Origin of the sequence: Kitasatospora sp. NPDC058170 (assembly GCF_042883905.1) — a bacterium.
GTDB lineage: Bacteria > Actinomycetota > Actinomycetes > Streptomycetales > Streptomycetaceae > Kitasatospora.
The window spans coordinates 222,680-247,398 of the sequence record NZ_JBHVUV010000006.1 but is presented as its reverse complement, the minus strand read 5'-3'; the positions used below and the strand labels follow the sequence as shown (position 1 = coordinate 247,398).

Annotated in this window: 21 protein-coding genes; 18 read left to right on the top strand and 3 right to left on the bottom strand. The window is 72.4% G+C overall.

What is annotated here, in order from left to right; genetic code table 11:
• Positions 1-94 precede the first annotated feature (94 nt).
• The 10 genes from ACFVVX_RS09675 (at position 95) to ACFVVX_RS09630 (ending at position 10,967) form a co-directional block, all read left to right on the top strand.
• The gene (locus tag ACFVVX_RS09675) at positions 95-1,669 is read left to right on the top strand and encodes a 4-hydroxyphenylacetate 3-hydroxylase family protein (RefSeq protein ID WP_387943301.1); all 1,575 of its coding nucleotides are present in this window, start codon (positions 95-97) and stop codon (positions 1,667-1,669) included.
• A 103-nt stretch (positions 1,670-1,772) separates the two neighbouring features.
• Positions 1,773-3,527 carry an amino acid adenylation domain-containing protein gene (locus ACFVVX_RS09670; RefSeq protein WP_387943401.1) on the top strand — a complete coding sequence of 585 codons (1,755 nt, stop codon included), beginning with the start codon at positions 1,773-1,775 and terminating at the stop codon, positions 3,525-3,527.
• Positions 3,524-3,745 (top strand): MbtH family protein, encoded by a 222-nt coding sequence (locus ACFVVX_RS09665; protein WP_387943299.1) that lies wholly within the window; start codon positions 3,524-3,526, stop codon positions 3,743-3,745. Before ACFVVX_RS09670 ends, ACFVVX_RS09665 begins: the two co-directional genes overlap by 4 nt.
• Before the next feature lie 35 nt (positions 3,746-3,780).
• Positions 3,781-4,851 carry a 4-hydroxyphenylpyruvate dioxygenase gene (gene hppD / locus ACFVVX_RS09660; protein WP_387943297.1) on the top strand — a complete coding sequence of 357 codons (1,071 nt, stop codon included), beginning with the start codon at positions 3,781-3,783 and terminating at the stop codon, positions 4,849-4,851.
• A complete protein-coding gene (locus ACFVVX_RS09655; RefSeq protein WP_387943295.1) occupies positions 4,841-5,683 on the top strand; it encodes a hypothetical protein in 843 nt (280 codons plus the stop codon). The genes hppD and ACFVVX_RS09655 overlap by 11 nt, the downstream gene beginning before the upstream one ends.
• Before the next feature lie 204 nt (positions 5,684-5,887).
• Positions 5,888-7,042, top strand: a complete 1,155-nt coding sequence (locus tag ACFVVX_RS09650; protein WP_387943293.1) for an LLM class flavin-dependent oxidoreductase — start codon at positions 5,888-5,890, stop codon at positions 7,040-7,042.
• A gap of 233 nt (positions 7,043-7,275) precedes the next feature.
• On the top strand, positions 7,276-8,829 hold the full coding sequence (locus ACFVVX_RS09645) for an FAD-binding protein (protein ID WP_387943291.1): 1,554 nt from the start codon (positions 7,276-7,278) through the stop codon (positions 8,827-8,829).
• Complete coding sequence (locus ACFVVX_RS09640) at positions 8,822-9,595, top strand: SDR family oxidoreductase (RefSeq protein ID WP_387943289.1); 774 nt, start codon at positions 8,822-8,824, stop codon at positions 9,593-9,595. Before ACFVVX_RS09645 ends, ACFVVX_RS09640 begins: the two co-directional genes overlap by 8 nt.
• A gap of 33 nt (positions 9,596-9,628) precedes the next feature.
• A complete protein-coding gene (locus ACFVVX_RS09635; RefSeq protein WP_387943287.1) occupies positions 9,629-10,345 on the top strand; it encodes a DUF2306 domain-containing protein in 717 nt (238 codons plus the stop codon).
• 259 nt (positions 10,346-10,604) lie between these two features.
• The gene (locus ACFVVX_RS09630) at positions 10,605-10,967 is read left to right on the top strand and encodes a YciI family protein (RefSeq protein ID WP_387943285.1); all 363 of its coding nucleotides are present in this window, start codon (positions 10,605-10,607) and stop codon (positions 10,965-10,967) included.
• A 122-nt stretch (positions 10,968-11,089) separates the two neighbouring features.
• Here the strand turns inward: ACFVVX_RS09630 and ACFVVX_RS09625 are convergent, their stop codons facing one another.
• The 3 genes from ACFVVX_RS09625 to ACFVVX_RS09615 form a co-directional block, all read right to left on the bottom strand.
• On the bottom strand, positions 11,090-12,109 hold the full coding sequence (locus tag ACFVVX_RS09625; RefSeq protein WP_387943283.1) for an alcohol dehydrogenase catalytic domain-containing protein: 1,020 nt from the start codon (positions 12,107-12,109) through the stop codon (positions 11,090-11,092).
• A gap of 21 nt (positions 12,110-12,130) precedes the next feature.
• On the bottom strand, positions 12,131-13,363 hold the full coding sequence (locus ACFVVX_RS09620) for a cytochrome P450 (RefSeq protein ID WP_387943281.1): 1,233 nt from the start codon (positions 13,361-13,363) through the stop codon (positions 12,131-12,133).
• Between the two features lie 108 nt (positions 13,364-13,471).
• Positions 13,472-14,650, bottom strand: coding sequence for an acyl-CoA dehydrogenase family protein (locus tag ACFVVX_RS09615; protein ID WP_387943279.1), 1,179 nt, complete (start codon positions 14,648-14,650; stop codon positions 13,472-13,474).
• A gap of 252 nt (positions 14,651-14,902) precedes the next feature.
• Between ACFVVX_RS09615 and ACFVVX_RS09610 the strand changes: the two genes are divergently transcribed.
• The 8 genes from ACFVVX_RS09610 (at position 14,903) to ACFVVX_RS09575 (ending at position 24,717) form a co-directional block, all read left to right on the top strand.
• The gene (locus tag ACFVVX_RS09610) at positions 14,903-15,328 is read left to right on the top strand and encodes an SgcJ/EcaC family oxidoreductase (protein ID WP_387943277.1); all 426 of its coding nucleotides are present in this window, start codon (positions 14,903-14,905) and stop codon (positions 15,326-15,328) included.
• Between the two features lie 28 nt (positions 15,329-15,356).
• Positions 15,357-16,748 (top strand): NAD(P)/FAD-dependent oxidoreductase, encoded by a 1,392-nt coding sequence (locus ACFVVX_RS09605; RefSeq protein WP_387943275.1) that lies wholly within the window; start codon positions 15,357-15,359, stop codon positions 16,746-16,748.
• Positions 16,749-16,760: 12 nt separating this feature from the next.
• Entirely contained in the window at positions 16,761-17,918 is a 1,158-nt protein-coding gene (locus ACFVVX_RS09600; RefSeq protein ID WP_387943273.1) for an epoxide hydrolase family protein, read from the top strand.
• Positions 17,919-18,131: 213 nt separating this feature from the next.
• Positions 18,132-19,709: a PQQ-binding-like beta-propeller repeat protein gene (locus ACFVVX_RS09595; protein WP_387943271.1), complete on the top strand. Its 1,578-nt coding sequence runs from the start codon at positions 18,132-18,134 to the stop codon at positions 19,707-19,709.
• Between the two features lie 760 nt (positions 19,710-20,469).
• Positions 20,470-21,741 carry a PQQ-dependent sugar dehydrogenase gene (locus tag ACFVVX_RS09590; protein ID WP_387943269.1) on the top strand — a complete coding sequence of 424 codons (1,272 nt, stop codon included), beginning with the start codon at positions 20,470-20,472 and terminating at the stop codon, positions 21,739-21,741.
• A gap of 41 nt (positions 21,742-21,782) precedes the next feature.
• Entirely contained in the window at positions 21,783-22,946 is a 1,164-nt protein-coding gene (locus ACFVVX_RS09585) for an inositol-3-phosphate synthase (protein ID WP_387943267.1), read from the top strand.
• Positions 22,943-23,827 (top strand): SCO3242 family prenyltransferase, encoded by an 885-nt coding sequence (locus ACFVVX_RS09580; RefSeq protein WP_387943265.1) that lies wholly within the window; start codon positions 22,943-22,945, stop codon positions 23,825-23,827. The genes ACFVVX_RS09585 and ACFVVX_RS09580 overlap by 4 nt, the downstream gene beginning before the upstream one ends.
• Positions 23,824-24,717, top strand: a complete 894-nt coding sequence (locus tag ACFVVX_RS09575; RefSeq protein WP_387943263.1) for a sugar phosphate isomerase/epimerase family protein — start codon at positions 23,824-23,826, stop codon at positions 24,715-24,717. Before ACFVVX_RS09580 ends, ACFVVX_RS09575 begins: the two co-directional genes overlap by 4 nt.
• Positions 24,718-24,719 lie beyond the last annotated feature (2 nt).

The window sequence follows — 24,719 nt, the reverse complement described above, 5'->3', positions numbered from 1 at the left end:
CTGCGGGAACCGCGCAATCTGGGAGAAGCAGACGTCGGCCGGGGGTGCAAGGCTCGGGACCGTCCGGTGAATTGGCAGCAAGGAGAAACGTCAGATGGCCGAAGCCCGGGAAGCCGCCGAGGGTAAAGGGAGCGGGACTCGCCCGCTTACCGGGGCGGAATACATCGAGAGCCTCCGCGACGATCGGGAGATCTATCTCTACGGTGATCGAATCAAGGACGTCACCGCGCATCCGGCCTTCCACAATCCGGTCCGGATGACCGCCCGGCTCTACGACGCCCTGCACGACCCCCGGCACCGGGACGTGCTGACCGCGCCGGTCGACAGCGGCGGCGAGGGCTACACCCACCGGTTCTTCACCACCCCGCGCAGCGCCGAGGACCTGGTCGCCGACCAGCAGGCGATCGCCGCGTGGGCGCGGATGAGCTACGGGTGGATGGGCCGCAGCCCCGACTACAAGGCCTCCTTCCTCGGCACCCTCGGCGCCAACGCGGACTTCTACGAGCCGTTCGCGGACAACGCCCGGCGCTGGTACGCCGAGTCGCAGGAGAAGGTCCTGTACTGGAACCACGCGATCGTGCACCCGCCGGTCGACCGGAGCCTGCCGCCGGACCAGGTGGCCGACGTCTTCATCCACGCCGAGAAGGAGACCGACGCCGGCCTGGTGGTGTCCGGTGCGAAGGCGGTCGCCACCGGCTCCGCCCTGACGCACTACAACTTCATCGCGCACCACGGCCTGCCGATCAAGGACCGCACCTTCGCCCTGGTGGCCACCGTGCCGATGAACGCACCGGGGATGAAGCTGATCTGCCGCCCGTCCTACAGCGCGTCGGCGGCGGCCATGGGCAGTCCCTTCGACTACCCGCTGTCCTCCCGGCTGGACGAGAACGACACGATCCTGGTGCTGGACAAGGTGCTCATCCCCTGGGAGAACGTCTTCATCTACGGCCAGCCCGAGAAGATCAGGATGTTCACCGGGCAGTCGGGCTTCATGGAGCGGTTCACCTTCCACGGCTGCACCCGGCTGGGGGTGAAGCTCGACTTCATCGCCGGCCTGCTGGCCAAGGCCCTGGACATCACCGGCAGCGGCGAGTTCCGCGGCGTGCAGAGCCGCCTCGGCGAGGTGCTGGCCTGGCGCAACCTGTTCTGGGGGCTGTCGGACGCCGCCGCCCGCAACCCGGTCGCCTGGCGCAACGGCGCCGTCCTGCCCAACTCCCAGTACGGGCTGGCCTACCGCTGGTTCATGCAGGTCGGCTATCCGCGGATCAGGGAGATCGTGCTGCAGGACGTGGCGAGCGGCCTGATCTACCTGAACTCCAGCGCCAAGGACTTCGCCAATCCGGAGATCCGGCCCTATCTGGACCGGTACATCCGCGGCTCCGGCGGCGTCGACGCCGTCGAGCGGGTCAAGCTGATGAAGCTGCTCTGGGACGCCGTCGGCAGTGAATTCGGCGGGCGCCACGAACTCTACGAGCGGAACTACGCCGGAAACCACGAGAACACCCGGGTCGAGCTGCTCTTCGCCCAGCTCGCCAACGGCCAGGTGGACTCCTACAAGGCCCTGGTCGACGAATGCATGGCCGAATACGACCTGAACGGGTGGACGGTGCCGGATCTGTCCTCCTTCGCGGATCTGAGCGATTCCGTCCACCGGCTTCTCGACAGCTGACGCACGGCACCGGCCGGCAATCCCGGAGATGACAGGGAAGGCCCGCCGGCAGCAGGCTGGATATCCAGGATCACAGGCCGTCGCGATCGGCGGATCGGAGGACATGGTGGTTTCCCCTTCTATTCACGGGTATTTCACACAAGTGGCGGCCGGAGCACCGGATGCCATTGCCGTGTCGTCGGGAGAAGTCGGACTGAGTTACCGCGAGTTGGACGAGCGGTCGAACCGGCTGGCGCACCGGCTGCGCGAACTCGGCGTCGGCGCCGAGTCGCCGGTCGCGGTGCTGATGGAACGGTCCGTGGACCTGGTGGTGGCGATTCTGGCCGTCCTCAAGGCCGGCGGATGCTACCTCCCGCTGCACAGCGCGTACCCGCTGCAGCGCAAGCAGTGGATTCTGGAGCACTGCGCGGCGCCGGTACTGCTGGCCGACGAGGCGATGCGCGGCCGGGGTCTGCCCGAGGGCGCCGAGGTGGTCGTCGTCGAGGGCGAGAAGGGACTGTCCGACTACCCCTCGCACAGCCCGGCCGTCGACGACGACCCCGCCCGGCTCGCCTACGTGATCCACACCTCCGGGTCGACCGGAGTGCCGAAGGGCGTCGCGATCACCCACCGGGACGTGCTGGGCCTCGCGTTGGACTCGATCTGGGCGGACGGCCGGCACCAGCGCGTGCTGATGGTGGCGCCCTACGCCTTCAACGTCTCCACCTACGAGCTCTGGGTGCCGCTGCTGCACGGCGGGCGGATCGTGGTGGGCCCGGCCGGGGACCTCGACGTGCACACCCTGCACCGGCTCATCGCCGAGGAGCGGATCACCGGCATCCACCTCACCGCCGGACTCTTCCGGGTGCTGGCGGAGGAGGACCCGGGCTGTCTCGCCGGGGTGCGCGAGGTGCTCACCGGCGGCGACGTGATCGCGCCCGCCGCCGTCCAGCGGGTGCTGGAGCACAATCCCGGCCTGGTGGTCCGGGCGATGTACGGCGCGACCGAGGCGACGCTGTTCAGCACCAGCGCGCCGATGACCGCCCCCTACCGGGCGGCCGGACCGGTGGCGGTGGGGCGCCCGATGGACGGCGTCCGGCTGCACGTCCTGGACGCCGACCTGCGGCCCGTGCGGGCCGGGGCGCCGGGCGAGCTCTACCTCTCCGGACGCGGCCTGGCCCGCGGGTACTTCGGCCGGCCGGACCTCACCGCCGAGCGCTTCGTCGCCGACCCGTTCGGTGCGCCGGGCGAGCGGATGTACCGCACCGGGGACCTGGTCCGCACGGGCCAGGACGGCGGACTGGAGTACCTCGGCAGGGCCAACGACCAGCTCAAGGTGATGGGCTTCCGGGTGGAGCCGGCCGAGGTGGAGGCGGCGCTGGCGCAGTACCCGGGCCTGGCCCATGTCGCCGTGGTGGCACGGGAGTCGGAGGCCGGGGAGAAGCGCCTGGTGGCGTACTACGTCCCGGAGTCCGGCGAGGTCGAGGCGGGCGCCCTGCGTGCGCACGCCGTGGAGCTGCTCCCCGCGTACATGGTGCCGACGGCCTTCGTGGCCGTCCCGGCGCTGCCGCTGACCCCCAACGGCAAGCTGGACCGGCGGGCGCTGCCCGAGCCGGTGGCGGGCTCGACCCGCCGGGCGCCGCTGACCGAGCGGCAGCGGACGCTCCGGGCGCTGTTCGTCGAGGTGCTGGAGACACCCGAGATCGGCATCGACGACAGCTTCTTCGAGCTCGGCGGCCAGTCCCTGGCGGCGATGCGGCTGGTCAGCCGGATCCGGACGCTGATGGACGTCGACCTGACGATCACCCACTTCTTCGACGCCCCGACGGTGGCGGGCCTCGACGGCCTGCTGGGCCGGCTGGAGGGAGAGCAGGGATGACCAACCCCTTCGACACCGCGGACGCGGCGTTCTCGGTCCTGGAGAACGCGGCCGGCCAGTTCTCGCTCTGGCCGGCCACCGCCGAGGTACCGGCGGGCTGGACGGCCGTCCACGGCCCGTCCGACCGCGACACGGCCCTCGGCTACGTGAACGAGCACTGGACCGACCTGCGGCCGGGCGGCCGCGCCGGGCGCCGGCCGAGGCAACCGGACAACTGACGGCACTGACGGTACGTCAAGAGAGGAGAATCGGCATGGGCCAGGAGACCTTCGACGGGATGATCGTCGACCACATCGCCTGCTACGTCGCCGATCTGGCGGCCACCACCGCGTGGCTGGTCCACGGCTACGGCCTGGAGGTGTACGCCGGATCGCCGCCGAAGGCGCCGGACCTGCGCTCGGTGGCACTGGGCCGCAACGGCATCCGGGTGCTGCTCAGCCAGCCGCTGGTCGGCGACCACCCGGGGGCGGCGTACGTCGACAAGCACGGCGACGGCGTGGCCGACATCGCACTGCGGGTCCCGGACGCCCGGGCCGCCTTCGCCGAGGCGGTGCGGCGCGGCGCCCGGCCCGTCACGCGCCCGGCCGAGCACGGTGAGCTGGTCACCGCGACCGTCATGGGAGTCGGCGACATCGCCCACACCTTCGTCCAGCGGCCGGCCCGGGCGGACGAGCGGCTGCTTCCCGGCCTGGCCCCGATCCAGGCCGGCCCGGCCGGGGAGGACTGCGGCCTCCAGGAGGTCGACCACTTCGCGATCTGCGTCGAGCCCGGGCAGATCGACGCGACGGTCGCCTTCTACCGGGAGGTCCTCGACTTCGAACTGGTCTTCACGGAGCGGGTCGAGGCCAACGGGCAGGCGATGATCACCAAGGTGGTCCAGAACGGCGCGGTCATCCTCACGCTGATCGAGCCGGACCAGGCCGAGGTCAGCGGGCACCTGGACGAGTTCCTCAAGGACCACGGCGGGCCCGGGGTGCAGCACATCGCCCTCACCACGCCCGACATCGTCGCCTCGGTGGGCGCGGTGGCCGGCCGGGGCGTGGAGTTCCTGACGACCCCGGAGGCGTACTACCGGCTGCTCTCCAACCGGCTCACCCCGCTGCGGCACTCGGAGCCGGAGCTGGAACGGCTGAACATCCTGATCGACGAGGACCACGACGGGCAGCTGTTCCAGATCTTCGCCCGGTCCGTGCACCCGCGCAACACCCTGTTCCTGGAGATCATCGAGCGGCGGGGCGCCCGTTCGTTCGGCAGCGGCAACATCAAGGCGCTCTACCAGGCCATCGAGCACCAGAAGGGCAGGGGGCCGGCCGATGACGCGTGACGCGGTCTCCGACGAGCGGTTCCGGGCGGCGGTGGAGCGGCTGCGGGTGCCCGGCATGGGCACCGAGGTGGTGGCGCCGACCCTCGCCCACCTGATCCACCTGACCCGGCCCCGCCGGGTGCTGGAGGTCGGGATGGGCTACACCACGCCGTTCCTGGCGAAGGCGCTGGCCGAGACCGAGGCGCTGGCCGAGTCCGAGGCCGCGGCCCTGGCCCGCAAGACCCTGCCGTACCTCGCGGACGGCCGGGAGCTCGACGAGGCGTGGATCGACAGCGAGCCCGCCCTGCTGCTGCCGGCCGCCTACCGCGAGCCCTACCGGCCCCGGCTGGTGGCGATCGACGACCTCTCCGACACCGGCTCCTCGGCGGCCGAGGTCGGGAAGGTGCTGGCCGAGCTCGGCCTCGACGGACGCGTCTCCGTCGTCAACTCCGACATGCGCGGCGCCGTCGGCCGCCTCCCGGAGGAGTTCCGGCCGATCGACTTCGCCTGGGTGGACGCCTGGGACTGCCTCTACTTCTTCGAGAACTTCTGGGAGCTGATCGACCCCGACGGCGGGATCGTCGTCATGCACTACCTGATGACCTACCCGGAGGGCGAGGCGATCCTCCAGTACATCGCCGACACCCAGCGGCTGCGGCCCGGCGAGTTCGAGCTGCTGAACCTGCTGGAGAGCCGGAAGCTGCGGCAGAACAGCATCACCGTGCTGCGCCGCACCAGCGGCACCGCACCCCGGCGGTACTCCGACACCGGCCAGCGGCCCCGGATCGGCGACCAGGTGCGTGCGGACGCCGCCGCGCTGGCCCGGTCGCTCGGCGAGTCCGGCCCGGCCTGAACCGGGCGGGAGCTTGAGGACGGACCCCGGGTCGCGGCCGTCCGCCGCGGTCCCGGAAATCCGGGCCCGGCGGGGCCGCGGCACTTCGAGCCCGGCGGTGCCGGTGAAACGCCTGGGCAATATGGAAGATGACGGGCCGTCAGTGCCTGGATAGATTGAAAATCATCCGCTGCGAGCCTTTTGCGATCAGAGGGGATCCACCGAATGGGAACACTCTCCGAGGACCCGGACGTCGTCAAGTTCGTCTACTGGGAAAACCTCACCTACGCGCCGCCCGGATCGCGCCGACCGGAGGAGTGGGACCCGAAGCTCGGGGCCCGGCTCTACGAGAGCTACCTCGACCACTGCGTCGAGGCGGAGGAGCTCGGCTACGCCGGCCTCAGCGTGCCGGAGCACTTCGGCCCGTCGTCGATCTCCCCGCACCCGAACATCATGTTGGCCGCGCTCGCCGTGCGGACGACCAGGGCGCGGATCGTCTCCGGGGTGAACCTCGCCCTGCTGCACCACCCCCTGCACCTCGCCGAACAGTTCGCCATGGTCGACGTGCTCTCCGGCGGCCGGCTGGAGGTCGGCGTCGGGCGCCGCGGGGACCGCGCCGCGTTCGAGCACGCCGTCGACCTCATCGAGGGCGGCCTCAACCGGATCGACCACCCGGTGGCGAAGGCCGACCTCACCCCGACCTCGGCGGGCTTCCTCCAGGACGTCGAGACCGCGAAGGTCACGGTGTGGCCCCGGCCGGTCCAGGAGCGCGTACCGGTGTGGGTGGCGGCGGAGTCGGACGGCTCCCTCGCCACCGCGGCGCGTCGCGGCTGGGACGTGTTCACCGGGCTGAACCTCGACCCGGCGGCCGGGGGCATGTCCAAGGTCAGCGTCGAGGAGATGGTCGCGCGGCTGCGGCGCTATCAGGAGATCGGTGCGGAGAACGGGCACGAACTTTCGATGGCGAATGTCGCCGCGAGCTGTTTCACCGTCGTCGCCGACACCGATCGGGAGGCCGCCGAGATCGTTCGCAAGGGCTTTGTCTCGCACATCGAATCGGCTTCGGGATATCTGGCGCGGATGGCCGGGGCCGTTCCCGGCGACACCCCGCTGGAGGAGCTGGCGAAGGACGGCAGCACCGGTGTGCAGGGCGTGTTCGACGCGACGGCCGAGTCCTACCTCAGGAACCCGTTCGCCCTGGTCGGCTCGGTCGAGACCGTCAAGGCGAAGCTGGACGCGCTGGTGACGGCCGGATTCCGGCGGTTCGTGCTGCTCTGCGGCGGCGTCGGCAACGCGCACGAGGTCGGCTGGCAATCGGCGACGGCCATGGCCCACGACGTGGCACCCGAGCTGTTCGCCGCCGGGAAGGCCGGCCTGTAGGGGCCGTCCGGTCGACGGTCGCGCCAGGGGGGCGCAAGGGGGATGTCCGGCGGCGGTGCCGGACCGGGCGGCGGGCGGCTCTGAAGCCGGCCGCCGCCTCCCGCTTGGGGGCGGCGGTGTCGCCCCGCCCGCCCTCCGGGGCGGCCGACCACACCGCAATCCACGAGATGTGGCGCTCGGCCGGGCCATGCGAAGGTCTGGTGCGGCAGAGGCCCCAGGAGGGACGAACGAGCATGGCTGACACGAGCGTTGATTCGACCGGGCCGGTGGTGATCAGGCCCGGGGACCGGCGGTACGAGAACCTCGTCCAGGGCTACAACCACCGCTTCGTCGGACAACCCGGCCAGGTCCGTGTGGTGACCACCACCGAGGAGGTGGTGGCCGCCGTCGACGCGGCGGTGGCGGCGGGCCTGCGGATCGCGGTCCGCAGCGGCGGGCACTGCTTCGAGGACTTCACCGCCTCACCCGACATCGAGGTGCTGCTGGACCTGTCCCAGCTCGACGGCATCTCCCACGATCCCGGGCTGCGCGCGATCGGGGTCGGCCCCGGCGCCCTGCTCGGCGACGTCTACGGCACCCTGTTCAAGCGCTGGGGCGTGACCGTCCCCGGCGGCACCTGCCTCGACGTCGGCGCCGGCGGCCACATCGCGGGCGGCGGCTACGGCCCCCTCTCGCGCCGTGACGGCCTGGTCGTCGACCACCTGTACGCCGTCGAGGTCGTGGTGGTCGACGAGTCCGGCCGGGCCCGCGCCGTCGTGGCGACCTCCGACGCCGACGATCCGCACCGCGAGCTCTGGTGGGCCCACACCGGTGGCGGCGGCGGCAACTTCGGTGTGGTGACCAGGTACTGGCTGCGCACCCCGGGTGCGGACTCCGAAGACCCCGCCGACCTGCTGCCCAGGGCGCCGGCCCGGGTGTGGAAGCGGACGGTCATGTGGCCCTGGGCCGCGATGACCGAGCAGTCCCTCGGCACGCTGCTGCGCAACTACGGCACCTGGTACGAGAACAACGACGACGCCGACGCACCGGCCGCCGGCCTGTGGAGCAACCTCATCGTCACCCACCGCAGCTCCGAGCTGTTCGGGATGACCGTGGTCATCGACCACGAAGGGCCGGACGCCGAGAAGGTGTTCGCCGAGCACTACGAGTCCGTCACCGCCGGGGTCGGGGTGGAGCCCGCGGTGCACACCGCCGAGGTCGTCCCCTGGTACAGCTCCTGGCTGCCCTCGTACAGCTTCCCGAACGATCCGAAGGGGCGCTACAAGGACAAGGCGGGCTACCTGCGGAGGGGCTTCTCCGCTCACCAGCTCGGCGTGATCTGGGAGTACCTGAGCGACCCGGAGCACACCAACCCGATGTCGTGCCTGGTGCTGGCCGGCTTCGGCGGGAGGGTCAACACCGTCGCCCCCGACGCCACCGCCACGGTCCAGCGGGACTCGGTCCTCAAGGCCCTCTACTGCGCCGGCCTCTGGCAGTCCGCGGACCAGGACGAGGCGAGCATCGCCTGGGTCCGGGACTTCTACCGCGACGTGTACGCCGGGAGCGGCGGGGTGCCCGTCCCCGGTGACGCCGCCGACGGCACCTACATCGGCTACCCCGACAGCGACCTGGCCGACCCCGCCCGGAACACCTCGGGGGTGCCCTGGTCGACGCTCTACTACGGCGCCAACTACCCGCGCCTGCAGCAGGTCAAGCAGGCGTACGACCCGCGGAACGTGTTCCGCCACGCACTGTCGATCGAACTTCCGCACGGTCACAACGATTCGATGGAGGCTCAGGATGCTTGAGAACAAGGTCGTCGTGGTCTCGGGGGCGGGCCCCGGCCTCGGGCGGGCGGTCGCCCTGCGCTCCGCGCAGTCGGGGGCGGACGTGGTGCTCGCCGCCCGGACCGAGTCCCGGCTCGCGGAGATCGCCGCGGAGGTCGAGCGGACCGGGCGGCGGGCACTGGTGGTGCCGACCGACATCACCGACGACGCCTCGGCCGCCGCCCTGGTCAAGGCCGCGACGGACACCTTCGGCCGGGTGGACGCGCTGGTCAACAACGCCTTCGCGGTGCCCCCGATGGTCGAGCTCGGCGAGGTCGACTTCGCGGCCGTGCGGGCCGGCTTCGAGACCGACGTGTTCGCCGCACTGCGGCTCACCCGGCTGTTCACGCCCGCGCTGGCGGAGAGCCAGGGATCCGTCGTCATGGTCAACTCGGCGGTGCTGCACCACTCCAGGCGGCCGTTCGGCGCCTACAAGATGAGCAAGACCGCCCTGCTGTCGCTGGCGCAGAGCCTGGCCACCGAGCTCGGCCCGCAGGGCATCCGGGTGAACACCGTGGCCCCGAACTACATCTGGGCGGACGCACTGCGCGAGGGCTTCGGCCACTGGGCCGCGCAGCGCGGAGTCACCGTCCAGGACATCTACGACGAGATCGCGGCCGGCCTCGACCTCGGCCGGCTGCCCGAGCCGGACGAGGTGGCCGACACGGTGCTCTTCCTCGTCTCCCCGCTGGCCCGCGCCGTCACCGGGCACTGCCTGGACGTCAACGCCGGTGAATACCACCACTGAACCTACTGCGAAACGAAAGTCGAGGATCAGCGGGTGACAGAGAACACGGACCGGTCCGGTGGCGTGACCACCGGACCGAGGCGCACCGAACCCGGTACCAAGGCGACCGCGAGCGCACCGAGCTGGTGGCAGAGCCCATGGGTGACAGCACTGGCCGTCATCGTCGTCTTCAATCTGGTGTACGCCTTCCCACGCTACCTGACAGGAGATCAGCACCAGGCCCGTATCCCGCTCGACCCGGGCTTCCCGGCGCACTACGCGGTCCTCGTGGCGCACGTCGTGTTCGGCAACATCTCGCTGGTGACGGTCTTCCTCCAGGTGCTGCCGTGGATCCGCCGGCACTACCCGGCGGTGCACCGGATGAGCGGCCGGGTGTACATCTACGCCGGAGTGCTTCCCGGCGGCCTGCTGGCCCTGGTGCTGCTGCCCTACTCCACCGCCCCGTTCGGCCAGATGGGCCTGGCCATGATGGGACTGCTCTGGCTGGTCACCACCGCACTCGGGTTCCGGGCCGCGCTCCAGCGGCGGTACGTCGACCACCGCCGCTGGATGGTCTACAGCTTCGCGATGGCCCTCGGCACCACCTGGGGCCGGGTGATGAGCGAGCTGATGCAGGCCTACCCCGGCCTGGGGATCGACGTCATGGCGCTCGTCGAGGTGGCCAACTGGACCGGGTGGGTGATCAACCTGCTGGCCGCCCACTGGTGGCTGGAGCGGACCGCCCCGCGGGCCGCCCAACTCGTCCGCTGACAACGTCGACCGAGCGGCCGGCCGTGGAACCCCACGGCCGGCCGCTTCCGTTCGCCCTCCTCGCCCGTGCGCCCTCCAGTCCTGAGCCGGACCGGACCGGCCCGGCCCGGCCCGGCCCGGCCCGGCCCGGCCCGGCCGGCCGGCGGCAATTCCCGGAAATCCGCGGCCGGGGATGTCGAGAACGGGTCGCCGACTCCGACGTCTCCTGTGCAGGGCCCCGAGCTGCCCCGGGGCCTCACGGCCGCAAGGAGTAGGAATCATGAAGTACATGCTGGTCATGCACATGAACCCGGTGCTCTGGAACGGCCTGTCCGAGGACGAGCAGCTGGCGGTCCACTCCGGCCACAACGACTACACGAAGCTGCTCAGGGAGTCGGGCGAGCTGGTCACCACCCAGGCGCTGGCGGAGCCGGCGAGGAGCACGACCGTCAAGGTGCGCGACGGCGCCCCGGTGCTGAGCGGCGGTCCGTACCTGGAGAGCAAGGAGTTCGTCTGCGGCTTCTACCTGGTGGACGTCGAGACCAGGGAGCGGGCGATCGAACTGGCCGCGCTGCTCCCGGACGCCAGGCACACCGGGGTCGAGGTCCGGCAGGTGATGTTCGAGCAGGGGCTGGAGATGTGACCGTGCAGGCCGCCACGGACGCAGCGGCGGTGGGCCGGGCTGGAGGACAGCCCGACCCACCGCCGTGTGGGGGTGATCAGCCGGCGAGCGCCGCAGGCCGGAGCACTGCGGCCGGGGTGACGTCAGGCATAGCTGACGACCGCACGGAACCGCGCCTCACCCCGGTCGACCCGGTCGAACGCCTCGTCGACCCGCTCCTTGGGATAGGTCTCGACCAGCGGTGTGACGGCACCGGAGGCGACCAGGTCCAGCGCCTCGGTGAGCCGGTCGAGGCCGTTGTGGGTGGCGCCGACGACCTGCTGGCGCTGTGCCCAGAACGGGCTGCCGGGCGGGATGGTGAAGGAGTTGACCGGGTCGATCGAGGCCAGCACGATCCGGCCGTGCGGACGCAGGCCCTGCAGGGTCTCGCCGGCCGCCCGGTAGGAGGTGCCGGTCACCAGGATGACGTCGGCGCCGCCGGCCGCGAGCAACTGCTCGCCGTCGGCGACCACCTCGTCCGCACCGAGGCTCCGGGCCAGCGGGTGCTTGTCCGGCGAGCGGGTGACGGCGACGGTCTCGAAGCCGCCGGCGTGGGAGAACTGCAGCGCCAGGTGGCCGAGTCCGCCGATGCCGAGGACGGCCACCCGCTCGTGCGGCTTGGGATCGGCCGCCCGCAGCGCGCTCCACGCGGTGTACCCGGCGCACAGCACCGGGGCGGCGAGCTCGTACGGGAGGGAGTCCGGCAGCAGCACCGTGCTCCCGGCCGCCACCGCGACGTACTCCGCGTGACCGCCCTGGGCGGTGAGGCCGGTCATCACCGACTCCGGGCAGTTCATCCCGGACTGCCCGGTGAGCGGGAGGTTGAGCCGGCAGTACGCGCACCGGCCGCAGGTCGACTGCACCCAGGTGGTGCCCACCCGGTCGCCGACCCGGCGGCTGGTCACCCCGGGACCGACCTCGACGACCTCGCCGGCGGCCTCGTGCCCGAGTACCACCGGGTCGAGCGGTGGGAAGGGGAAGACGCCCTGGCTGACCCAGAGGTCGTTGTGGCACAGCCCGCAGGCGTGGACCCGGACCAGCACCTGGCCGGGGCCGGCCGTCGGGGTGGGGATCTCGCTCAGCTCCCAGCGGGCCTTCACCGAGGGGACGACTGCTGCCTTCATCCGCGGAACCACCCTCTCCACTCAGCCGGCCTGCGGCGTCAGCCGCACCGGCAGGGTCTGGACGCCGTTCATGATGAAGGTCACCTGCGGTGCCAACTCCTCGGCCGACACGGCGAGTGCGAGGTCGGGGAACCGCTCGAACAGCGCCGAGAGGGTGACCTCGGCCTCCATCCGGGCCAGCGGCATGCCGATGCAGCGGTAGATGCCGTGGCCGAAGGAGAGGTGCTCCTTGTTCGGCCGGGCGGCGTCGAAGGAGTCCGCGCTCTCGCCGTGGACGGTGCGGTCGCGGCCCGCCGCCGCGAAGTTGATCAGGACCGGATCGCCCTTGGCGATGGTGACCCCGCCCATCTCGATGTCCTCCACCGCGAACCGGAACGGGAGATGGGCGACGGGGGCCTCGGCGCGCAGCGTCTCCTCGATCACGTCCGACCAGGAGACCGCGCCGCTCCGGACCAGGGCGAGCTGGGTGGGGTGGGTGAGCAGCGCCCGGATGGCGTTGCCGAGCAGGTTCATCACCGGCTCCGTCCCGGTGGCGAGCAACAGGTGCAGGGTGCCGACCAGTTCGGAGTCGGTCAGCCGGGAGCCGTCCTCCTCCTGGGCCTGGACCAGGTCGCTGGTGAGGTCGTCCCCGGGGCTGCGGCGCTTGGCGTCGACGAACTCCTCCATCTCCCGGTGCCACTGCGCGACGTTGGCGGCCGACTCCTCCGGGGTGATGGTGGTGTCGATGTTCACCTCGCCACCGCGCAGCAGCTGGGCTCGCTCCTCGGCCGGCACCCCGAACAGGTCGCAGATCACCCGGGCCGGGACGGGACGGGCGAACCGCGTCTTGAGGTCCACCACCTCGCCGGGCTCGCAGGTGTCGAGCTCGTCCAGCAGGTCGGCGACGGCCTTCTCGACGAGGGTCCGCATGGCCTCGACCCGGCGCGGGGTGAAGGCGCTGGAGGTCAGCCGGCGCAGCCGGGTGTGGTCGGCTCCGAAACTGGTGGTCAGGTTGTCCATCAGGACCCAGCCGATGAGCGGGAAGTCCTCGCCGATGCGGCCCTCGGCGAAGTCGGTCCAGTGCTTGCGCGGGTCCTTGGAGAAGCGGTGGTCGGCCAGGGCCTGCCGGGCGAGCGCGTGGTCGGTGATCGACCAGGCGAGAGTGCCGCCGGGCAGTTCGATCCGGGACACCGGGCCGTTCGCCCGGATCCGGGCGGCCTCGGCGTGGATGTCGCATCCAGCGCGGTCGATGACGACAGGGGCATGGGGTTCCACGGGTGTCCTCCGGGGGTCGGTCGGGAGCGGGAGTGGGAGCTGGTTCGGGAGCGGGCAGGCGGGTGGGCAGGGCCGACGGGGGTGCGACCCTGCCCACACAGGTGCCCTCTACAGGTAGAGCGTGTTGGGTTCGAGCCCGCAGGCGATCCGCCCGTAGAGCTCCAGGTTGGTGTTCGGGTGCAGGATGGAGTGCAGGTTGAGCGTCTGGACGTCCCGCTCGATGCGCTGGATCGGCACCGTGGTGTAGACGGAGGAGCCGCCGCTGGCGGTGTTGAGGATGTCCACCGCCTCCTTGGTGCGCTGGCAGACCGCGCCGAGGTCGAGCCGGATCCGGGCGCGCTCCTCCAGCGTCCAGGCCTCGCCGGTCGGGCCCTTGGTGTCGAGCAGGGCGGCCGCGCGGTGGGCGTGGAACTCCGCCTCGTCGATCCTGGTCACGGCGTCGGCCACCTGGAGGTGCGTCAGCGGCGCCTCGGCCTGGCTCTCGTAGGAGGTGTAGCTGATCTTCCGGCCGGGGAGGCGCTCGAAGAACGCCTGCTTGGCGGCCTTCGCCAGCCCGAGGGCCGGAGCGCTGATGGTGGCGCACGCGGTGGGCATGAACGGCGCCCGGTAGATGGGGGAGTCGGCGTTCGCGACGGAGCGGTGCTGCCCCATCAGGACGGGCACCATCGGCAGCACCCGCGGCTCGGGGACGAACAGGTCGGCGGCGACGGTCGTCACGCTCCCGGAGCCGCGAAGGCCGGTGGTGTGCCAGTCGTCGATGATCTCCAGGTCGGCCAGCGGGACGGCCACCATGATCGGCTGCGGCCCGTCCGGCGTCATCAGCACCGCCGCGTTGGTGTTCCAGGAGCTCTGCAGAGCACCGGAGTTGAAGGACCACTTGCCGTTCAGCACGACGCCGCCCTCGGTGGGGACGGCGACCGCGGTCGGGCTCAGGATGCCGCTCACCCGCACGTTGGGGGCGGCGAAGATCTCGTCCTGCACCGCGTCCGGGAACAGGCCGGCCATCCAGGAACTGATCGCCCAGACCGCCATGACCCAGGCCGTGGATCCGTCGCCACGGCCCAGTTCGGCGATCACGTCGACCACCGTGCGCATGTCGGACTCGTAACCGCCGTAGCGGGTGGGGACCCGGAGCTTGAGCAGTCCGGACTCCTCCAGTGCCGCTACGGTCTCCGGGGACAGTCGGCGGTGCCGCTCGTGCCAGTGCGCGTTCTTCTCCAGAACCGGCACCAACTCGACGGCCCGGTTGACGAGTTCTTCCCTCGACGGGGATTCCTTGGACGTCATCGGGGCTCCTCGGGAACGGGTGGCCCGGCAGCGCGGCCGACCGTCCGGGCCGCAGTCATTGATCGGCCCTGTCGAGGCTGGCAGTCGTGCGCGGTGCCCGCATCTCCGGGATTGCGGCGTGGCCCGGCCGCCCGGCCAGGCGGCCCGCCCAGCGCAATCGGGGAGATGCAGGGTGCGGGGGGCCGGTGTGAGGCTGAGCGTCACCTGGCCACTGCCATCCGCGGCCGTGGACCGTCGGAGAAGGAGAAAGCCATGTCCGCCACTCCCTCGTCCCCCTCGTCTCCCTCGCCGAGCACCGTCGAAGCCCTGCGAGCCGTCCCCGAACTCATCGTCGCCGCCTGGGCGGAGCACGATGCCGACCGGTTCGCCCAGACCTTCACCGAGGACGGGACGCTGATCCTCCCCGGGGACGTCTTCCTCACCGGCCGCGAGGAGATCCGCGCCTTCATGGCCCGCGCGTTCGCCGGCCCCTTCAAGGGGACCAGGGTCACCGGTCGGCCGGTCTCGCTGCGGTCGCTGGCCGACGGCGTGGCCGTGGTGGTCACCCGGGGCGGCGTGCTGGCCCCCGGCGACACCGAAGTGACGGCCGAGCGGGCGATCCGGGCGACCTGGGTGCTGGCCAAGGAGGGGGCCGACTGGCGGATCGCCTCCTACCAGAACACCCCCATAGCCGCCTGATCCCGAGCCACGAGAGGAGGTGCCGGCGATGGGTACCCACGTCGGAGACCGTGCGGTCGTCCTCGGCGGCAGCATGGCGGGGCTGCTGGCCGCCACCGTGCTCGCCGAGTCGTTCCCGGAGGTCCTGGTCGTCGACCGGGACGAACTGAGCGGAGTCGCCGGCCCCCGGCGCGGCGTCCCGCACGGTCGGCACGCGCACGGCCTGGTGGCCCGCGGCCAGCAGGTCATGGAGGGCCTCTACCCCGGTCTGACCGAGGAGTTGAGGGCGGCGGGCGTCCGGCCGGGCGACTTCAGCAGCGACATCCGCTGGTACTTCAACGGCTACCGGCTCGCCTCCGGGCACACCGGGCTGCTGTCCGTGCCGGCGACCCGCCCGGTGCTGGAGTACCACGTCCGCCGCCGGGTCCAGGCGATACCCGGGATCACCTTCCTGGAGCAGCACGACATCCTCGGGCTGGAGACCACCGCCGACCGGCGCCGGGTGACCGGCGCCCGGGTCCAGCGCCAGGGCTCCGGCTCGCCCGAGGTGCTGCACGCGGACCTGGTGCTCGACATCACCGGCCGCGGCTCGCGCACCCCGGTCTGGCTGGAGGAACTGGGCTACCAGCGCCCGGAGGAGACCCGGGTCAGGATCGACCTGGCCTACACCACCCGGCACTTCCAGCTGGACACCGACCCGTTCGGCGACGATCTGGCGATCATCCCGGTGGCCACCCCCGCACACCCGCGCGGGGCGTTCTTCTACCGGCTGCCCGGAGAGGACAACCGGGTCGAGCTGTCGCTCACCGGCGTCCTCGGCGACCACCCGCCCACCGACCCCGAAGGCTTCCTGGCCTACGCGAAGTCGCTTCCGGTCCCCGACATCCACCGGGCGATCCGGGACGCCGAGCCCATCGACGACGCGGTGATGTTCAAGTACCCGGCCAGCGTGCGGCGCCACTACGAGCGGCTGCCCCGGTTCCCCGAGGGGTTCCTGGTGCTGGGCGACGCGGTGTGCAGCTTCAACCCGGTGTACGGGCAGGGGATGACCGTCGCCGGGCTCGAAGCGCTCGCCCTGCGCGACCGGCTGCGCCTCGGCGCGCTGCCGGACGCGCGGCAGTTCTTCACCGAGATCTCCACCGTCATCGACGCCCCCTGGGACTTCGCGGCCGGTGCCGACCTCGGCTACCGCGGGGTCGAGGGCCGCCGGACGCCCAAGGTCCGGCTGGCCAACGCCTATGTGAACCGGCTGCACCACGCGGCCACCCATGACGCCGAACTGACCGCGGCCTTCATCCGTGCCGCCGGGCTGGTCGACACCCCCGAGTCGCTGATGCGGCCGGGCACCCTGCTGCGCGTCCTGCGGCACTCCCTGCGCCGTCCGGTGGGCGCGCCGTCCGCCGTCCCGGCACCGGCCCGGTCCGGTGAACTGTCCAGCTGAGAGGAATCGCCCATGCGTCCCTTCCGTATCGATGTCCCGCAGGAAGCCCTCGACGACCTGCACCGCAGGCTCGCGGCCACCCGCTGGCCCGGCGAACTCCCCGGCACCGGCTGGCAACGCGGTGTCCCGCTGGGGTATCTCAAGGAGCTGGCGGAGTACTGGCGCACCGGGTTCGACTGGCGCAAGACCGAGGAACACCTCAACTCCTTCCCGCAGTTCCTGACCGAGATCGACGGGGTGGACATCCACTTCGTGCACGTGCGCTCACCCGAGCCGGACGCCGTGCCGTTGATCCTCACCCACGGCTGGCCGGGCTCCTTCGTCGAATTCCTCGACGTGGTCGGCCCGTTGACCGACCCGAGGGCCCACGGCGGCGACCCCGCCGACGCGTTCCACCTGGTGATCCCCTCGCTGCCGGGCTACGGGTTCTCCGGCCGCCCGCAGGAGACCGGCTGGGACACCGCCCGGGTCGCCCGCGCCTGGGCCGAGTTGATGCACCGGCTCGGCTACGGGCGGTACGTGGTGCAGGGCGGCGACTGGGGCATGCCGATCTCCCTGCAGCTCGGTCTGGCGGATCCGGCGCACGTCGCGGGCGTGCACCTCAACATGCTCGCCACCTTCCCGCCGCAGGACGAGGCCGCGCTGGCGCAGCTGGACGAGGCGGACCACGCCCGGCTGGCGTTCGCCATGCACTTCGAGCAGGACGGGGCCGGCTGGCGGAAGATCCAGTCCACCCGGCCGCAGACCCTCGCCTACGGCCTGACCGACTCGCCGGTCGGGCAACTCGCGTGGATCGTGGAGAAGTTCAAGGAGTGGACGGCGGCGGAGTCGACTCCCGAGGACGTGGTGAGCCGCGACCGGCTGCTGACCAACGTCGCGCTCTACTGGTTCACCGCCTCGGCCGGGTCCAGCGCCCAGCTCTACTACGAGTCCAACCGCCTCGACTCCGAGTTCATCCGGACCTGGGCCGGCCCCTGGCCGCTGGCCGCGCCGGTCGGGGTCGCCGTGTTCCCCGAGGACGCGGTCCGGCCGGTCCGCCGGTGGGCCGAGGGGATCCTCCCGACGCTCAGCCACTGGTCGGAGTTCGACCGCGGCGGGCACTTCGCCGCGCTGGAACAGCCCGAGCTGTTCGTCGGCGACGTCCGGTCCTTCGCCCGCCAGGTGCGCTGATTCCCGAGCCGATCCGACCTGACCGATCCGATCTGACCGGCCCGATTCGGTCCGGTCGGACCTGACGCCGATCCCGACCCGACCGGCGGGACGTCCGTGCGGTGCGCGAGCACCCCGGCGGACGCCCGCCGGCAGGCGTCGTGGCCCGGTCCGACGCCACCCTTCCCGACAGCCCGGCGCCGACCGACGGCGCAGGGCGGAAACGGAGTTGATGTGATCGTCAGCAAGTTCCCGAACGCCCGGCCGCGGGTGCGGCGCAAACGCCTCACAGCCGGCCGGATCGCGCTCACGGCGGTGGCTGTGCTCTCACTGGTGGTCGGCCCGGCCATCGCCGAGGTGCGCCCGTCGGCCGCCGAGGCCGCCGACTTCGGGCGGAACCCGCGCGACTGGGCCCTGTCCAACGGTGATCTGGCCAACACCAGGGCCACCACCCGGACTCCGATCAACTCCCACAACGTCAAGGACCTCAAGGTCAAGTGGCGGCTGCCGCTGGAGGGCAAGCCCACCTTCGCCGGCCACATGGCCTCCAACCCGATCGTGGTCGGCGACACCGTCTACCTGATCACCCTCGACTCGGCCGTCTCCGCGGTGGACAAGGAGACCGGGAAGCTCCGCTGGAAGCACGAGTTCAACAGCCCCTCGGTCGGGCCGAACGGCGTGGCCTACGCGAACGGCCTGCTCTTCGGGACGACGTTCACCGGTGCCTTCGCGCTGGACCCGAAGACCGGCCGGACGGTGTGGTCACGGGAGCTGATCGCCGCCGGCCAGGGCGGTATCGACGTCGCCCCCCAGGTCTACAACGGCACCGTCGTGGTCAGCACCGTCCCGAGCACCTTCGGCAGGTACGTGCCGGGTGCGATGGGGACGGTCTATGCGCTGGACGCCGCGACCGGCGCGCCCAAGTGGGACTTCAACACGGTCAAGGACGGCGACCTGTGGGGCCACCCGGAGATCAACAACGGCGGTGGCCTCTGGTACGCGCCGGCCGTCGACAGCCACGGCCGGATCTTCCTCTCCGTCGGCAACCCCGCGCCGATGCCCGGTACCCCCGAGTACCCCAACGGCAGCAGCCGCCCGGGCCCCAACCTCTACACCAACTGCCTGGTGGTGCTCGACAGCAGTACCGGGAAGGTGCTCTGGTACCAGGAGACGGCCCCGCACGACCTGCGTGACTACGACCTCCAGGACTCCCCGATCATCACCACCGCCAAGGTCGGCGGGGTGCGCACGGAGATCGTCCTCGTGGCGGGCAAGATGGGCAAGGCCTTCGCGTACCGGGCCGACGACGGCAAGCCGCTGTGGACCCTTTCGGTCGGCACCCACCTGAACGACGAGGGCCCGCTGCCGAACGAGCCCGTCACCGTGCTGCCGGGCGTCCTCGGCGGTGTGGAGACCCCGATGGCGCTCGCGGACGGGCGGCTCTTCGTCCCGTGGGTCGACCAGCCCAGCACGCTCAGCGCCACCGGCGGGCTGGGGTACCCCGACGTCGCCAAGGGCCGGGGCGGCCTCACCGCGGCCGACGCGACCACCGGCAAGGTGCTCTGGCAGCGCAACCTGCCGCAGATGGCCCTCGGCGCGGCCACCGTGGCCAACGACGTGGTCTTCACCGCCACCTACGACGGCCAGATCTTCGGCTTCCGCACCTCCACCGGTGAACTCCTCTGGAAGGCCACCGCGCAGGCGGGCATCAACGCCTTCCCGGCCGTGAGCGGCAACCTCCTGCTGGTCGGCGCGGGGGCTCCCGTGCTCTCGGGTACCGCGGTACCCGAGCTGATCGCCTACTCCCTCTGACCCCACCGCTCCTCCTTCCTCCCTCCGCCCTGCGCACCGGTCCCGCGACCGATCCCCGGACTGATCCCCTGGACTGATCCCCTGGGCTGATCCGGTGGACCGCTCGCGCGACCGATCCCACGACGACGGCCACCGGCCCGGCATCCCATGCCGTGCCGGTGGCCGTCGTGCGTGCGTCCCCGGGCGTTCGGTGCCGCCGGAGAATTTCCCGGGCTCCCGGCCCGGGGGGATGTCGATTCCGTGCGCTCGGCGCCGACTACCCAGTGCCGGACCGAAAAGCCGGCGTCGAGGCACCCCCGTAACCTCGACGGCTCGCGGTCGCCGGGGAGGGAGTGGATGCCCGCCCCGGCGACCGTCTGCCAACCGTCGGAGAGGAGACCGCCGGGGACTACAGAGCGTGACAGAAAAGCGGACCGGCTGAACTCCGGACCACCCGCGACGCCTGCCTCGTCGGCCGCGGGCAGCTCTGTCACGTCCCCGCCGCCGCAGCGCGCGAGCGCCTCCGGCTTCTCTCGCCGTGCGGTGTAGCCGGGCCGTTCCGTGCCCCGTCACGCGGGCTCCCCGGGGTCGATCTGCCCCGTCCGACCTGCGAGTTCATCTGCCGCCCCGGTGATCGTCCGGCCACTGTCGGAGCCCCGGGCGGTTCTTGACCATGCTTCGTGGACACTGCTACACATCCACCGTCGCCGACCGTCGCGGACGACGGACGGATTCCTGTGGGCAGTTCTGTGGAGGGGTCATGACATTATCACCGAACGTAGTGGCCGATGGGCTGGACTTTCCGACCAGCCTGGCCTTCGACGACGCGGGAGGGGTGTACCTGGCCGAGTCCGGACTGCCCTTCGGTGGCGCCGCTCCGGGCGGGCGGATCTGGCGGCTGACCCCCGGCGCCGGCACCCCGGAACGGGTACTGCTGGCCGACGGTCTGGCCGCCCCGGTGACCGGACTGCTCTGGCACCAGGGGTACCTCTACGCCTCCGAGGGCGGGGCCGGCCGGATCACCCGGATCGGCCCGGACGGGGAGCGGCGGACCATCGTCGACGGCATGCCGGGGCCCGGAAACTACCACCTCGACATGGCCGCCGCCGGCCCCGACGGCAAGCTGTACTTCGCCCAGGGGGCGATGTCCAACCTCGGGATCATCGGGCTGGACGCCTACGAGATCGGCTGGCTGGGGCGCCTCCCGCACTCGTACGACATCCCCGGCCTGGACGTGGTGCTGACCGGCGTCAACGTCACCACCGACGACCCGCTGGCCGGCACGCCCGGCGCGCGGACCACCACCGGCGCCTTCGTCCCGTTCGGCACCGCGACCACGCCCGGCCAGCAGGTGCCGGCCGGGCTGCCGTGTACCGCGGCGGTGATGCGCTGCGATCTCGACGGCGGCAACCTGGAGCTGGTGGCCTGGGGGCTGCGCAACGCGTTCGGCCTGGGATTCCTCCCGGACGGGCGGCTGCTCGCGGTCGACCAGGGCGCCGACGACCGGGGGAGCCGGCCGATCGGCAACGCCCCCGACCTGCTGTTCGAGGTCCGCCAGGGCGCCTGGTACGGGTGGCCGGACTTCGTCGGCGGTGTCCCGGTGACCGACCCGGTGTTCCGGCCCGAGCGCGGCCCGCAGCCCTCCTTCCTGCTGGCCGACCACGACCGGCTCCCGGCGCCCGAGAAGCCCGTCCTCGACTTCGAGTCCCATGTGGCGGCCACCAAGTTCGCCGTCGCGCCGCCGAGTTCGCCGCTCGCCGGGCGGCTGGTGGTCACGCTGTTCGGCGACGAGGCCCCGATGACCATGCCGTCCGGCGGCCCGCAGCTCGGACGCGACCTGCTGCTGGTCGACCCGGCCGACTGGTCCACCGACGGCCTGCCGGCCGGTCCGCAGCTGCACCGGCCGATCGACGTCGGCTTCGCGGCCGGCGACGGCGCGCTGCTGGTCCTGGACTTCGGCGAGTTCGAGATGACCGACCACGGTGTCGAGGCCAAGGCGGGCACCGGACGGCTCTGGCGCTGGGAGGGCTGGGACCGCCCGGCCACCGGCTGACACCGCCCGCCACACCACCTCTGACACGAAGGAGTTGCAGAATGGCAGGCAGAACCGGACTGTGGCTGATCGGGGCACGGGGGTCCGTCGCCACCACCGCCGTCTGCGGTCTCGCCGCCTTCCGGGCCGGGCTCGTCCCGGCCACCGGCTGCGTGAGCGAGCGGCTCGGCCTCGACGAGACGGTCTTCCCCGGCTGGTCCGACCTGGTGACCGGCGGCCACGACATCGTCGCCACCCCGCTCGCCAAGCGGGCCGAGGACCTCGCCGACGCCGGTGTGCTGCCCGGATGGCTCCCCGCGGCGGTCGCCGAGGACCTCCGGGCGGCCGACCGGGAGATCCGCCCCGGCTTCGACCCGGCCGAGGGAGCGGGCACCCAGGCCGACGCGGTCGGGCAACTCGTCTCCGACATCGAGGACTTCCGGCGCAACCGGAACCTGGAGCGGGTCGTGGTGGTCAACGTCTCGTCCACCGAGCCGCCGATCACGCCGCTGCCCGAGCACGCCGACCCGGCCGCGCTGGAGCGCGCCCTCGCCGAGCCGGGCCGACGGGTGCTCCCCGCCGGTGCGCTGGCCGCCTACGCGGCCTTCTCGGCGGGCTGTCCGTACGTCGACTTCACCCCCTCGCCCGGTCTGCGGATCCCGGCGGTCACCGAACTCGCCGACCGCCGGGGTCTGCCGTATGCGGGCTGCGACGGCAAGACCGGCGAGACCCTGCTCCGCAGCGCGCTGGCACCGATGTTCCTGTCCCGCGACCTGCGCGTCCGGTCCTGGTCCGGCACCAACCTGCTCGGCGGCGGCGACGGCGCCAACCTGGGCCGGGACGGCCGCGCCCAGGGCAAGCTGGAGTCCAAGACCCGGGGCCTGGCCGCCCTGCTCGGCACCGAGGCCACCGCGCCGCTGCACATCGACCACGTACCCGACCTCGGCGAACGCAAGGTCGCCTGGGACTACGTCTCCTTCGAGGGCTTCCTCGGCGCCCGGATGAGCCTCCAACTCACCTGGGACGGCTACGACTCGGCCCTCGCCGCGCCACTGGTCCTCGACCTGGCCCGGCTGGTGGCGGGCGCCCACCGGGCCGGGGAGTCCGGACCGCTCGGCGCACTCGCCTTCTTCTTCAAGGACCCGCTCGGCAGCGGCGAGCACCGGCTCGCCCAGCAGGAGCAGCAACTGGCCGCCTGGGCGGACCGGATCGCGGTGGCCCGATGAGTGCCGCGCCCGGCCGGGGCACCCCGGGTGCCTGGGCCGAGCTGCTCCGGGCGCCGGCCGCGCTCACCGTCCTCGGCGACACCGCGGCCGGAGCGGCGGCGGCCGGCCGGCCGCTGCGGGGCCGCCGGCTCGCCCTGCCGCTCGCCTCGGTCGCGCTGTACTGGTCCGGGATGGCCCTGAACGACTGGGCCGACCGGGCGGTCGACGCGGCCGAGCGGCCCGAGCGCCCGATCCCCTCCGGCCGGATCGCACCGGGGGCGGCCCTCACGGCCGCCGCCGCGCTCAGCGGCGCCGGGCTGGCGCTGGCCGCCCTCGCGGGCGGCTCCGACGCGCTGCGGATCGCCGTCCCGCTCGCCGGGGCGGTCTGGGCCTACAACACCGTGCTGAAGCCGACCCCGGCCGCGCCGGCCGCGATGGCGGCCTGCCGGGCCCTGGACGTGCTGCTCGGCGCCGGAGCCGGGCGCTGGACGGCGGCCCGCACACCGGCCCTCGCCCTGGGCGCGCACACCTTCGGGGTGACCGCGCTGTCCCGGGGCGAGGTGCACGGCGGACGCCGCGCCGACAGCCGGCTGGCGCTCGCCACCACCCTCGCCGCCACCACCCTGACCTGCGCGGGCCGGGCGCCCTCCGGTCTGCACCGCGCGGCGGCCGGGCTCTGCGCGCTCGGCTACGCGGGCACCACCGGCCGGGCGCAACTCGCCGCGGACGCCGAGCCGTCCACGGCCGCGGCCGTCCGCGCCGCCACCGTCGCCGGGATCCACGGCATGGTGCCGCTGCAGGCCGCCCTGTGCGCGCGGCGCGGATCGCTGGCGGCCGCCGCGCTGGTGCTGTCCGCACTGGCACCGGCCCGCCGCCTCTCCACCCGCCGGAGCCCGACATGACCGCGCCCGCCCTCGGCTACGGCACCAACGGATTCTCCAACCACCGGCTCACCGACGCGCTGCGGGTGATCGCCGACCTCGGGTACACCGCGACCGGCCTCACCCTCGACCACCACCACCTGGACCCCTACGGGCCCGACCTGGCCCGGGAGACCGAGCAGATCGGCGGGCTGCTCGCCGCGCTCGGCCTGCGCTGCGTTGTCGAGACCGGCGCGCGCTACCTGCTCGACCCGCACCGCAAGCACCACCCCACGCTGGTCTCGGAGTCGGCCCGGCCACGGATCGACTTCCTGCTGCGCGCCGTCCGGATCGCCGAGTCGCTCGGCGCCGACTGCGTGTCCTTCTGGTCGGGCAACGGCGAACCGGGCGCCGACCCGCACACCAACCGCCGCCGGATGATCGACCATCTCGACCCGGTCCTGGACGAGGCGCGGCGCCGCGGCGTCCGGCTCGGCCTCGAACCGGAACCCGGGATGGTCGTCCAGCGGCTCGACCAGGCCCTCGACCTGCGCCGGGAGCTCGGCGACCCCGACCAGCTCGGCATCACCCTGGACGTCGGGCACTGCGTCGCCGTGGAGCCGGTCGACGCCGCCGCCTGCATCCGCCGGGCGGGCCGGCTCCTGGTCAACGTCCAACTGGACGACATGCGCCCGGGCATCCACGAACACCTGGAGTTCGGGCAGGGGCAGCTCGACCTCGCGGCCACCCTGGCCGCCCTCGACGACACCGGTTACACGGGCGTCGCGGCCGTCGAACTGCCCCGGCACAGCCACGCCGCACCACAGACCGCACAGCGGGCCATGGCGGCACTGCGCCGGGCCCGGGAGACCGTTTCCGTTCAGCAGGTGCATACGGGTGCACCGCTGTCATCCACGATCGGAGACCGTTGATC